The sequence below is a fragment of the Eikenella glucosivorans genome, from assembly GCF_016025525.2.
Classification (GTDB): Bacteria; Pseudomonadota; Gammaproteobacteria; order Burkholderiales; family Neisseriaceae; genus Eikenella; species Eikenella glucosivorans.
Genome location: NZ_JACSGR010000001.1, coordinates 402555 through 414051, shown reverse-complemented (window position 1 = coordinate 414051; position 11497 = coordinate 402555). Strand labels below are relative to the sequence as shown.

General features: G+C 56.1%; 12 protein-coding genes. All 12 read right to left on the bottom strand.

The features are described from left to right. The coding region (locus tag H9Q10_RS01970; RefSeq protein ID WP_205229548.1) for a hypothetical protein at positions 1 to 395 on the bottom strand (395 nt) is incomplete at its 3' end. 296 nt (positions 396 to 691) lie between these two features. Further along, positions 692 to 1009, bottom strand: a complete 318-nt coding sequence (locus tag H9Q10_RS01965) for a hypothetical protein (protein ID WP_197902336.1) — start codon at positions 1007 to 1009, stop codon at positions 692 to 694. Positions 1010 to 1025: 16 nt separating this feature from the next. Next, entirely contained in the window at positions 1026 to 1268 is a 243-nt protein-coding gene (locus H9Q10_RS01960) for a hypothetical protein (RefSeq protein WP_197902369.1), read from the bottom strand. A 185-nt stretch (positions 1269 to 1453) separates the two neighbouring features. Then, positions 1454 to 1657 (bottom strand): hypothetical protein, encoded by a 204-nt coding sequence (locus H9Q10_RS01955; RefSeq protein WP_197902335.1) that lies wholly within the window; start codon positions 1655 to 1657, stop codon positions 1454 to 1456. Positions 1658 to 1666: 9 nt separating this feature from the next. Beyond that, on the bottom strand, positions 1667 to 1990 hold the full coding sequence (locus tag H9Q10_RS01950; protein WP_218042236.1) for a hypothetical protein: 324 nt from the start codon (positions 1988 to 1990) through the stop codon (positions 1667 to 1669). Between the two features lie 59 nt (positions 1991 to 2049). After that, complete coding sequence (locus H9Q10_RS01945; protein ID WP_197902334.1) at positions 2050 to 3396, bottom strand: replication initiation factor domain-containing protein; 1347 nt, start codon at positions 3394 to 3396, stop codon at positions 2050 to 2052. Then, on the bottom strand, positions 3393 to 3677 hold the full coding sequence (locus H9Q10_RS01940) for a hypothetical protein (protein WP_197902333.1): 285 nt from the start codon (positions 3675 to 3677) through the stop codon (positions 3393 to 3395). Before H9Q10_RS01940 ends, H9Q10_RS01945 begins: the two co-directional genes overlap by 4 nt. A gap of 178 nt (positions 3678 to 3855) precedes the next feature. Beyond that, the gene (locus tag H9Q10_RS01935; RefSeq protein WP_238480110.1) at positions 3856 to 4881 is read right to left on the bottom strand and encodes an ABC transporter permease; all 1026 of its coding nucleotides are present in this window, start codon (positions 4879 to 4881) and stop codon (positions 3856 to 3858) included. After that, positions 4844 to 5818: an ABC transporter permease subunit gene (locus H9Q10_RS01930; protein ID WP_197902332.1), complete on the bottom strand. Its 975-nt coding sequence runs from the start codon at positions 5816 to 5818 to the stop codon at positions 4844 to 4846. The genes H9Q10_RS01935 and H9Q10_RS01930 overlap by 38 nt, the downstream gene beginning before the upstream one ends. A 124-nt stretch (positions 5819 to 5942) precedes the next feature. After that, entirely contained in the window at positions 5943 to 7070 is a 1128-nt protein-coding gene (locus H9Q10_RS01925; RefSeq protein ID WP_197902331.1) for an ABC transporter ATP-binding protein, read from the bottom strand. 460 nt (positions 7071 to 7530) lie between these two features. Further along, entirely contained in the window at positions 7531 to 8058 is a 528-nt protein-coding gene (locus H9Q10_RS01920) for an OmpA family protein (RefSeq protein ID WP_197902330.1), read from the bottom strand. Positions 8059 to 8129: 71 nt separating this feature from the next. Next, positions 8130 to 11150 carry an autotransporter family protein gene (locus H9Q10_RS12285; RefSeq protein ID WP_338082297.1) on the bottom strand — a complete coding sequence of 1007 codons (3021 nt, stop codon included), beginning with the start codon at positions 11148 to 11150 and terminating at the stop codon, positions 8130 to 8132. Between the last annotated feature and the right edge of the window lie 347 nt (positions 11151 to 11497).

The following is an 11497-nucleotide window of genomic DNA, read 5'->3' as shown; positions in this document are numbered from 1 at the left end:
CCGAGACCGACGGCGCGGGCGTTGGTGAAGACTTTGGAGACGACGGCGGCACGGGGAACGGTGCGGGTGGCGACAACGGGGAGGCGGGCTGTGGCCTCAGCTCCCGTTACAGCAGAACGAATACGAGAAAGATCTCTGCTCCCATAATAAATCTGATCAAACCCTCCATCTAAATAGCGAATAGTTTGAACACCATTAGCTCTAATTTCTGAAACAGGGACATATGCCCTCCCATTCTGAATATTAATTGACTGCGGGTAAGCCAATGGTATAGTCAGAATCAATGTACTCAAAATAACCAGTGCCCGGCTGAATAACCCTAGCCGCACCCGACCCAATCGGAGTACAGAATACAAAGGACGAATGGTCACTGAATAAAATTTCAAAAGACCCATATTTATCCGAATACCTATTATAGAAATTAATCATCCTATGGGTATCCAAATACGGCCAAAAACCACGCTCAACCAATAATTTGTAATATACCCAAGCTAAAGGTTTCCCTTGAAACTCATTATCGTAAGAACGATGAATCAAATCATCTTCGCTAACGTAGAAATAACCTTTTTCTGGATGCATCTTAAATTCCTTCTATCGTGTTGTTCGGACAAAAGGAATTTAACATGCCGCTCAATCTTTGAACAGGAACAAGACCAGAATCACAGCAATGAAGCCGTACATAAACCAAAAATCAATCATCACCGCCCCCGCCCTCTGCCGGATTGGTGGCCGAATAAACCAGTTTGTACATGATGCGGAATCCCCAAACCATGAAGAACAGGAACAGCAGGGGAAATGTGGTTAAGATGCCGAGTTTGATTTGTTCGGCTATATCGCATTGGGGGAAGTACAGATTAACGGGCTGGCCTTCCACCTGCCATGTTTGGCCGACTTTGTAGGGTCGGATCACTTTGCCTTCCGCAGTAATGGTGGGGGGCTGTTGCGACAACAGCCAGTCCGCAGCGTCTTCCTGTGAGGCGAAACACTGATAACCGATTCTGTAGCCCACAACTGCCCCCTTACCCTTACTTGCCAGCTTTAATCATGCTGTAGGCAATCCTAAAGCCTTGAATCACGATGACCACGGACAACAGAGCCATGCCGATGGCGGACACCATGACGGCAAATTTGGCGATTTCGGTGGCGGCAGTGGTGCCGATGCTGCTCAAGTCCACGCCGTCGGCATGGGCGGAACCGGCCACTGCAAGGGCGGTACCGGCAGCGGCTGCTTTGAGGCCGTGGCCTCGGAACTTCTGAAATAAACGCATGATATTTTCCTTTCCAAAAATGCGTTGTTATTTGAAATGGCGGCTGTGCAAAGGTTATCCGGAGCGCCGCCCGACCCCGAAACTGTTAACCGAACAAGTAATAAGTCGATACGGCCAAGATGCAGCCCAAAACAACAAAGGCGCCTAGGGCAAGTTTGAACGACAAGGGAATTTTCGGCCTCATTTCAATCCTCCAAATAGCGCAGGAATTCAAAAATGGCGAAGCCTGCGCCGATCTCTTCGATGCCTGCCTCTACCGCGTCTTCACGGGATTCATAACAGCCTGCCCGCGCCAGCACCGGAGTAAAGCCGACATCCCCCGAATCGTCGGAGCATAGAAAGTCGTAACTTTCCAAACTCTGCACGATGAAGAAACGCTGTAGCTTCATGTTGTCCCCTTATTTGACCGGGGCAGTTTTTTTCAGCTCTTCGGGAATTTCGCGGAAGTCCACCAAGTTAATGCGTTGGGTTTTGCCGTTGGAGGTCATGGATACGGACAGTTCGGCAAAGAAGGGGAAGGTTTTGTCCCGGAACTTTTCAAAATTGAGGCTGTTGCCGTAGCGGTATTCGCTGGTTACTAGCCCGAGGGCGTTGCCCTGGCTTTCGTCCAGCGGGGTGGCCACCAGAACTTTAGTCTGGTCAATATCCGTGCCTTCGATGTTGCCTTTGAACTTTTTGACGCCGAGCACGGAGGCTTTCATTACAAAATTGATTTGATTCATGATGTTTACCTTTCTGTTTAGAGTTAATGGCGATTCAGGCAGCCATCCAGCCTGTTAAATCAGTCTTTGAACATTTCCCATTCGCGCGGGAACATTCTGGCTTCTTGGTCGAAATTGGGATTTTCTTGGATACGGGTCAGGCAATCGATTTCCACCATGCCGAATTCGTCCGTCTGATATCGCGGCACGGCGTGCATGTAGCCGTCGGCAGCGGTTCGGCAGTCGTATTCTTCGGGGCGCAGTCCTTTGGGGTATTTGTCATGTTCGGGTTTCAACTGTTTGACGATATCTTCGGCGTCGTAACCGAGGTCGGATAGGAAATTGAGTAAACGCCCCACCTGATTTCTGGCATGCCTGACCTTATGATCCAGCATCAGGTTTACCGTCTTTTTTACGGCTTCAATGCGCTCCGATTTCTGTTTGAAGATGCTTTCGCAAATCGGATACGCCCCCGACAAATACTTGCCCGGCTTCAACAGCACATCCAGCGGAATGACGATATCGCGTGCCCTGAATTCGACTTCAAAGCGCACCCACGGGCTTTCTTTATCGCCCAACTGCTTGCCTTTCTCATACACGCGGGTCAGTTTGGAACTTTCGCGCGAACCGATATAAAAAGTTCGGCCGCTGCCGTCGTGGGAACGCCAATCCGCGCCCCTGCATTCGCTTTTGGGGATGCGGTTTGTCCACGAGAAACCGCCGTTGTCCAAATCCAACAGCGCCTGTTCGGGGGTGTATTCGCCCTGAAAGAAATCGTGTGCCACGTCGACGCGGGTAATCTTCGGTCGGACGGCATCGGCTAAAAAGTCGTACAGGCGTTTTTCCCAGCCTTCTTTTGCGGCAATGCAGCCTTGGGCGTTCAGTTCCACCAGTACCGTTTCGCGCTGGCCGCCGTAATGCAGCTTGCCGTACTGCATATCTTCGGGGCCGAGTTGGTAACATTGGTCGTAGAAGAATTTGCCGCGGTAGTCGAATTTCTTGGTAATGCCGAAACCGAAGATTTCTTGTAACTGTTTGCTGTACTGAAGCAGGTATTCGTTATCGGCAACGAGGGGATGACCGGCTGTCAGGCACAGGGTGCTTTCGTGTATGGTGAAGGTCAGTTGGTCGATAAAGGCGGCATCGCTTTGGCCGCGGCGCAGCGGGACTTCCAATAATTTGCCGTTGCTGGAAATGACGTGGGTAAAGGTTTTAAAGGTTTCCCAGCCTTCGGCCTCCGTACCCTGCGCTTCCGGGTTGTTTTTTCGTTCCCCCCCTATTAGCCGAGGGGGGCAGCCTGAAGCGGCGTCGGCGTCAGCACCGGCACAGCCCGCTGCCGCCTCCGCCGTTTCAGGCTGCCACTTGGCTGCTTGGAGTACGGCGTCCACAACGGAAGCTTCGGGCAGTTGGTATTGGCGCTTACTCATGCCGCGCACTCCAAGTCGGGAACGATGCGCACCACTTCGGCTTCGGTAATGCTGCGGAAGAAGGGAATGCCCAGTTCGATAGCGTCGATGACATACATGGAATAGCTGTCGAGCAAATCGGGCATGGCGTCGTCTGTTTCCAGTTCGATGATTTCGGAGTAAAGGATATGGCCGCGTTCGGGTGTGATGTTCAGCATGACCGTGATTTCATAAAACAGGCTGCCTGAAGGTTTGCCGATGGTGGCAGTGATGTTGGGATAGGTAGGTAATTGAAGTGTCATTGATTAAGCCCCTTTGCTTGGCTGTCGGAAAACGGCGGGGCTGAAAAACCCCGCTAACAAGACCTTTTGATAAGGTTTGTTAACGGGGTGCAATATATAAGGCTACCTGAAATTCAGGTAGCCTTTATCGCAGGCAATCCGATAATAAATCAAACGATTCCTGAGGATTGCAAGCCAATCATTCCCGCGAAGCCTCGTCTGCGGCCGGAGAAGCCCCCGCATCCTCCGTTTCCGCCTCTTCCTGCGCGGCCTCTTCGGCTTCAATCAGCACGGAGGGCGGCGGTATGGCAGCGGCCGCGGCGGCTTCGCGTGCTTGTTTGTAGGCCAGGGCGGCTTCTCGGTCACGTTTGTTCACGCGGCGCATCATCAGGTAGTTGCCCACAATCACCAGCGTGCCGATGATGGCGATCAGCAGGGTGGCCAGCACGTTCATCTGCGGGTCGAGGCCGCGTTTGAGCTTGCCGAACACCAGCTGCGGCAAGGTGGTGTAGTTCGGGCCGCTGAGGAAGGAGGTAATCACCAAATCGTCCATGGAAAGGGTCATGGCCAGCAGGAAGCCGGACGCGATGGCGGGAGCGATCAGCGGCAGGGTGATGACCCAGAAAATCTTCCACGGCTTGGCGCCCAAATCCTGCGCGGCTTCTTCCAGCGATTGGTCGAGCTCGTTTAAGCGGGTGCGGATCACCACGGTAACGTAAGCCATGCACAGCGTGGTGTGGCCGAGCCAGATGGTGAACCAGCCGCGCTCGAATTGCAGCCAGCTGAAGCTGGAACCGCGCAGCAGCGCCTGCACCTGCAAAATCAGCATCACCAGCGAAATGCCTGTGATGATGTCGGGCATCACCATCGGGGCGGACACCATGCCGGTAAACAGCGTGCTGCCGCGGAAACGCTTGATGCGCGCCAAGGCATAGGCGGCCATGGTACCGAGCACCACGGCGGCGGCGGCGGAAATCAGGGCGATGCGGATGGAGAGCCAGGTGGCCTCCAAGATTTCGCTGTTGTGCAGCAGCGCGCCGTACCATTGGGTGGAGAAACCTCCCCACACTGTAACCAGTTTGGAACGGTTGAAGGAATACACCACCAACACCACCAACGGGATATAGAGGAAGCCCAAGCCCAGCAGCAGGCAGCCGCGCAAAAACCAGGCGGACCACGAAGATTTTCTAGCCACGGCGCGCTCCTTCCAGCTGTTTGGTTTCATGGCGGTGGAACAGGCCGATGGGCACCACCAAAAGCAGCACCATCACCACGGCCATGGCCGAAGCCAGCGGCCAGTCGTTTTGCGTGAAGAAGGCCTGCCACAGGGCTTTACCGATCATCAAATGCTCGGGCCCGCCCACCAAATCGGGAATCACAAATTCGCCCACCGCGGGGATGAACACCAGCATCGAGCCGGCGATGATGCCGCTTTTGGAGAGCGGCAGGGTGATGGAGAAAAAGGATTTCACCGGCCCCGCGCCCAAATCGGCGGAGGCTTCGAGCAGGCGATTGTCCAGCTTCAAGAGCTGGGTGTAGAGCGGCAGCACCATAAAAGGCAGATAGGTATAAACCATCACGATGTTGAGTGAAAAGGCGTTGTAAAACATATCCAGTGGCTCGTTGATCCAGCCCCAGCGCAAGAGCAGGTTGTTGACGATGCCGTTTTGCGACAGCAGCCCCATCCAGGCATACACGCGCAGGAGCAGCGAAGTCCAAAACGGCAGCATGATGGCCAAAAGCAGCGGGTTGCGCCATTTTTCGCGGCTGCGCGATATGGCGTAGGCGATGGGGTAGCCGGCCAATAGGCAGATCAGCGTGGTGGTGAGCGCGGTTTTGATGGAGAGCAGGTAGATGTGCACATACAGGTTGCTGCCGGATTTGTCGGCAAAGGGGTTGAGCCCGAGCCACAGCGACGACCAGAAATTATCGAAAATACCGGTGTAGTTTAAATAGCTCAGGGAGATGTTCACGCGGCCGGCCGCTTCGTCCACCGTGTAGAGCGGGGTGTAGGGCGGAATCGACGTGGCCTGCTCGGCCAGGCTGATTTTCAGCACAAAGAAGAAGGGGATCAGAAACAGGATGAGCAGCCACAGGTAGGGAACGGCAATCACCAATCCCTGCCCCGGCCGCAGCCTGCTTTTTAATGCCTGCCATTTCATTTTTCAGGTAGCCTCTCTGGCTTGCCCGGCCTGAAGTGCGGCTTCAGGTTTCAGGTAGCCTTCATGTGTTTGGCTGCCGGCAAATTCCCTTGCCGCAGCGATGCCTTGATTTTTCAGGTAGCCTTTAGCGGTTGAGCGGCACGGGCTGGTTGGCCGGCCAGCTCAGATACACGGTTTCGTCCCAAGTGGGTGGCTCGAGGTTGGCCAGATACCAGTAAGACGACAGCACCTGGCTTTTCACCATGCGCCCGCTGGGCAGCTGCACGTGGTAGATGCCGAAGCTGCCCAGATAGGCGATTTCCTTCACCGTGCCGATGGTCCAGTTGTGTTCGCCCAGGTTGGCGGGCTTTTCCTTGTGCATATTGATATCTTCGGGACGGATGCTCACCCACATGGTCTGCTCTTCCGGACCGGCCACGCTGTGATCGATGAGGATATTCTGCGCCAGCTCGGGGCAGTCGATTTCGGCATGGTCGGCTTCGTCGGCCACCAATTGTCCCTCGAATATGTTGGTTTCGCCGATAAATTCGGCGGTGAAGCGACTGTTGGGGAAGTCGTACACTTCACGCGGCGTGCCCACCTGCTGCAACTGCCCTTCCGACATGATGGCGATGCGGGTGGCCATGGTCATGGCTTCTTCCTGGTCGTGCGTCACCATAATGCAGGTTACGCCCACTTTCTCCAGCGTGTTCACCAATTCGAGCTGGGTTTGCTGGCGCAGGTTTTTATCCAGCGCGCCCAATGGCTCGTCTAAGAGCAGGAGTTTGGGCTGCTTAGCCAGGGCGCGTGCCAAGGCGATGCGCTGCTGCTGGCCGCCGGAGAGCTGGTGCGGCTTGCGTTTGGCGTATTTGCTCATCTGCACCAGGCGCAGCATTTCCTCCACGCGCTCGGCAATCTGGTCTTTGGGCATTTTGTCCTGCTTCAGGCCGAAGGCGATGTTCTGCTCCACCGTCATGTGGGGAAACAGGGCGTAGCTTTGGAACATCATGTTGATGGGGCGGTCATACGGCGGCAGGCGGGTGATGTCTTGGCCGTCCAAAATAATCTTGCCCTGATCGGGCGTTTCCATGCCGGCGAGCATGCGCAGCAGGGTGGATTTGCCCGAGCCGGAGCTGCCCAAGAGGGCGAAGATTTCGTGGCGGTCGATATCCAGATCGATATGGTCCACCGCGTAGTTTTCGCCGTAGGTTTTCACCACGTCTTTGATTTGCAGATAGGGCTTGGTTTGGGGGGGCGTGTATTTTTCGGACATGGGCGCAAAGCTCCGCATCGGTTGCCGGCTGCCTCGGGCGGCCGGCGGGTTCAAGTTGAAAGCCGGTTGGATTCAAACGCAGGGCGCGGCGGGGTGCGCCATGCCTTTTCAATCAACCGGCTATACGACAATATTTTGTGAGGCGTGATTGTAGGATAGCAGGCAGGCGGGGGCAACGAAAAAAAACGTCAGGCCGCATTTTTACTTAACTTAAAAAGAAAGTGTTGCCCGAAGGCAATTTTCTTGCCGGCACAAGAGGCTACCTGAAAAACCGTCCGCATGTTTTCAGGTAGCCTCTTGTGCCGGCGGGGCAGCTGGTGCAGGCAAATCAAATTTTCAGGTAGCCTGAGGCCCTTTTCCCGCCGCTGCCGCAAAAGGCAAACGAAAGCCGAAGCCCGGCAAACAGGCTTCGGCTTGGTCGGTACGCTCCGGCAACATGTGCTGCCGTATCCCTCCTGCCTTATTGCTGCGCCGTGCCGGTGATCTCCACGGTAACGCGGCGGTCGGGCTGCAGGCAGGCTTTGAGCTCGGCGGTGGCGCGGGTGCCGCCGCAAGAGGTGGTAACAGGCTGGCTTTCGCCGGCGCTGGATACGCTGATAGGGTCTTGCACGCCTTTGCCTTGCAGATAGGCTTTCACGGTTTCGGCACGTTGCAGGCCGAGGTTGTAGTTGTATTGCTCGCTGCCGAGGCGGTCGGTGTGGCCGATGAGGGCGATGCTGTCGATATGCGCCTGGCGGTTGATGAGGTCGGCAGCCAGTTTGTCCAGCGTGGCGCGGCCTTCGGGCAGCATGTCTGCCGCAGCGGAGCGGTTGAAGCGGAACAGTGCATCGGCGGCAAGGTTGATGCGTTCCACCTGCGGCTGCGGGGCGGGCTGGGCAACGGGCGCTTCTTCGGCACACCAGCGGTGGTGTACGTCGCGGGCGAAAGCTGGGCTGCCAAGGCCGGCGATGAGGCTGCCCAGCAGGAGGGTTTTTGCAATGTGGTTCATGGGTTTTCCTTTTGAGGCTACCTGAAAAACGGTATGGCGGTTTTCAGGTAGCCTTCTGATGGGTTAAACGGTTATTTCCAAGTGTATTTGAAACCGACGCTGCCGCGGTAACCTTTACGGTCGGCGCTGCCGAAGTTGTGCTGGTAGCGGGCGTCGCCATACAGGTAGGCGTTGCCGGACACGGGCAGCTGGCCACCGATGCCGACTTCACCCCAGGTGGCGTTGCGTTTCTCGCGCACGTTGTCTTCACCGATGTCCACGCCGTGCGGGTTGATGAAGTCGTGCCACACGTTGGCCACGGCGTAGAAGGTGTTGGTGCGCAGACTGCGGCTGGGGCCGTTGTAGGCGAGGCGTGCGCCGAGGCGGCCGCGCAGGCTGTGTTGTTTGTCTTGGCTCACTTGGCGGATACCGTCGTTGAAGTCTTTGAGGCCGACGTATTGGTATGCCAGCTGCGCCTGCGGCTCGATCAGCCAACCGCCTTGGTTCTCGGCATGGCTGCCGAGGGCGAAGGGGCGGCCGACTTCGGCCGAGAGGGCGGCGGCCCAGCCGTTTTGCTTCACGCTGGCGCTGTCGCGGCCTTGGTATTTGTTGTGTAACCAGCTCAGCTGGCCGACCAAGTCGAGATAGCTGCCATTGGCCCGGTAGTAGGTGTTGCTCAGACCAAGGCTGACGGCGTCGGTGGTGCCTTTGCCGCTGTATTGGTCGGCGCTCACCACGCCGTTGACGGCACGGTAGCTGTCGAAGAAGTCGGTATCGGCACGGGTGTAGGCCAGGTAGGCGCCGGTGAGGCGGTGACCGCCTTGCTCGTTGCGGCTAACGGCGAAATCATGGCCGATTTGGAAACCGCCCATTTTGGTTTCGAAGTTGAGGCGTTCTTTGCCGTCGCTGTCCAGGCGGCTGCCGAGGATGCGGGTCCAGGTTTGACCTTTGGCCTGTTCGCCGCAGCGTCCGCAGTCATCCCAGGCAAGGGTTTGGTTTTCACCGCGACGCTCGTGCAGGGTGCCGATGGTGTGGTAGCCGATTTCCTGGTTTACCTGCGGCATCAACACGTAGCCGGCCACGGCGGGGGCATAGATGTAGGCCGAAGGATTGGGGGCATTGGGGTCGGCAAACAGTGTCCAGGCATACACATTCTTGCCGCCGGCGGTGCTCTTCAATACCAGTTGTGCCTGGCCGGCATTGGTCGTATTCGCCGTGCCGGTAAAGATGGCATTACTGTCGGGCTGGCCGTCTTGCTGCCCCGCCGCATTGGCCTGCGGCTGCTCAACCGTTACCACATCAGACGAGAACTGCTGAGCCCGGCTGCGGGCAATGTTGCCGATGATGCCGTTGGGGGTGCTGACGGTAGTATTGCCCGTTGCCGTACCTTTGATAATCAGGTGGTCGGAATCTTGGTCGCTGGCACTGTTCCACAGGGTGTTCACTACCAGTTGGCCGTTATTGCCGGCGTAGTTGCCGTTTACCGTGATGGTTTTGTAGTTGCCCACGGCGGCGGTGGCGGGCGCAACAAAGGCGACCGTGCCGGCGTTATCCAGGTTGGTTACGGTGGAATTGCCAGTGTTGTTCCAAGTGGTGCCACTGGCCAGCTCCACCGCCGAAGTGCCGGCAGCCAGCGACATCACGCCGTTCAGGGTTGCGCCGTTGGTGGCCGCCAGCGAGTTGGTGCCGGATACGGAATTGAACACATTGGTACTGCCGGTAACCGTGCCGCCGTTGATGCTGATGGTGTTGTTGCCGCCGTTGGCTTGCAGGGCGTTGCCTTCCACTTTCACGGTGGCCGCATCCAATACGGCTGTGCCGCCGTTGAGCGTTTGCACGCCGGTGCTGCCGGCACCGTTCAGGTTGAGGCTACCTGAAAATTCTACGGTGGCATCGTTTTGCGCGGTATAACCGGTTGTGCCGGCCGCGCCGGTAGTGGTGTTCAGCTCTGAAACCAGTTTGGTGGTATTGATGGGGCTGCTGCTGGCCACCAGTTGGTTGTTCAAACCGTAGCTTCTGCCGTCGGCTTTACCGATGGTTACACCAGTAGCACTGTCGGCTACGTTTGCCGTACCTTTCAGGCTGCTTTCCGCACCGCCGGACACCAAGGCGACGGTTGAGCCGTTGCCGGTTAGGTTGAAGGTGCCGTTGTTTACCGTGATATTTGAGGTTTTGCTGGTTGCACCATCCCGGCCGTTGCTGGCCAAGATAACCGCGTCTTTGCCGGAAGCGGTTACGTTCAGGCTGGCAGCGGTAATCGAGCCGCCGTCATCCGCACGGAACAGGGTGGAGTTTTCGGTAGTGATGTCGGTGGGATTGGTCAAAGCCGCCACATTAGCCGAAGCAGAGCCGCCGTTCACATGGTAGGCAATCTGGTTTTTCGCGCCGGCAGAGTTGTCGAACACGGTTTGCGTGCCCGCATTCACGGCCATCGTCGAATTGCCGCGTGCATGCGCGCCGATTACATTGTGGCCTTTCAGCGTCAGTGTGCCGTCAGTCACCACTTCGGCTTTGCCTGTGCCCCGGCCGTCGGCATAGATGCCGTAGTTGCGGGTAACCTGGTTGGCGGAAGCCTCTTCCACCGTGATTCTGCTGCTGGCGGTATTGGTAATTTTCGCTGTGCGCCCTGCTTCGGCCACCACGTTTTCGCCCACGGCATTGGTACCGGTTACGTTAATTGCGCCGGCATTGGTGATTTGGGCCGCGCCGGAGTTTTGCGCCTGAACACCAATGTTCTGCTTTGGCTGACCACTGGCTACTGTAGCGTTACCTGATACGTTGATCACGCTGTCCGCACCCATATTTACCGTGGTAGAAGCGTTGCCGTTGCTCACCCTAACAGCAGTTGCACCTTGGGTTTCCTTGCCAATATTGATGGTACCGTTGTGGTTTAAGGTAGCGTTATTACCGTTCACAAGAATACCCACCTGATCGGAAGTGTTGCCAATCAGAGTGGTGGCGGCGTTTTTGCTATATTGCGCGGTACGCCCGATGAAGATTTCGCTACCTGTTTCCCCCGTGAATGTGCCGTTGTTTTCCACACGTACGCCGTGTACTGCATTATTTGGAGTATTGTTTACGGCAACATTGATAACACCGCCAGCCTGGTTCACGGCTGTTGCGTTATTGTTTACCAAAACACCATAGTTGTTGAAGTTCAGATTTGGATAGGTAAAGCCGGAAACGTTAATAATACCGTTGTTCTTGAATGTGCCGCTATTGGTTGCATTAACTGTTGTAGCTTCCACATAAGTTTCATTTTTATTGGTTTGACTGGTCTTACTGGTGTCAAAGTTATCGGAAGCATAATAACCACCAGAAATCACACCGTGGTTTTCAGCAATGCTACCTGCACCGCGCACAGTCAAGCTGTTGAAGGCACCTGATAAATTTGCACCTTCTTCTATAACGGCCTTGGCACCATCTTCAGCCAACATACCGCCGCCCATATTTTGTGCCG

Coding starts and splice junctions, on each gene's coding strand:
- H9Q10_RS01920 (WP_197902330.1), bottom strand. CDS start 8,058: ATGAACCACATTGCAAAAACCCTCCTGCTGGGCAGCCTCATCGCCGGC.
- H9Q10_RS01950 (WP_218042236.1), bottom strand. CDS start 1,990: ATGAATCAAATCAATTTTGTAATGAAAGCCTCCGTGCTCGGCGTCAAA.
- H9Q10_RS01930 (WP_197902332.1), bottom strand. CDS start 5,818: ATGAAATGGCAGGCATTAAAAAGCAGGCTGCGGCCGGGGCAGGGATTG.
- H9Q10_RS01940 (WP_197902333.1), bottom strand. CDS start 3,677: ATGACACTTCAATTACCTACCTATCCCAACATCACTGCCACCATCGGC.
- H9Q10_RS01960 (WP_197902369.1), bottom strand. CDS start 1,268: ATGCGTTTATTTCAGAAGTTCCGAGGCCACGGCCTCAAAGCAGCCGCT.
- H9Q10_RS01925 (WP_197902331.1), bottom strand. CDS start 7,070: ATGTCCGAAAAATACACGCCCCCCCAAACCAAGCCCTATCTGCAAATC.
- H9Q10_RS01955 (WP_197902335.1), bottom strand. CDS start 1,657: ATGAAGCTACAGCGTTTCTTCATCGTGCAGAGTTTGGAAAGTTACGAC.
- H9Q10_RS01935 (WP_238480110.1), bottom strand. CDS start 4,881: ATGAAACCAAACAGCTGGAAGGAGCGCGCCGTGGCTAGAAAATCTTCG.
- H9Q10_RS01945 (WP_197902334.1), bottom strand. CDS start 3,396: ATGAGTAAGCGCCAATACCAACTGCCCGAAGCTTCCGTTGTGGACGCC.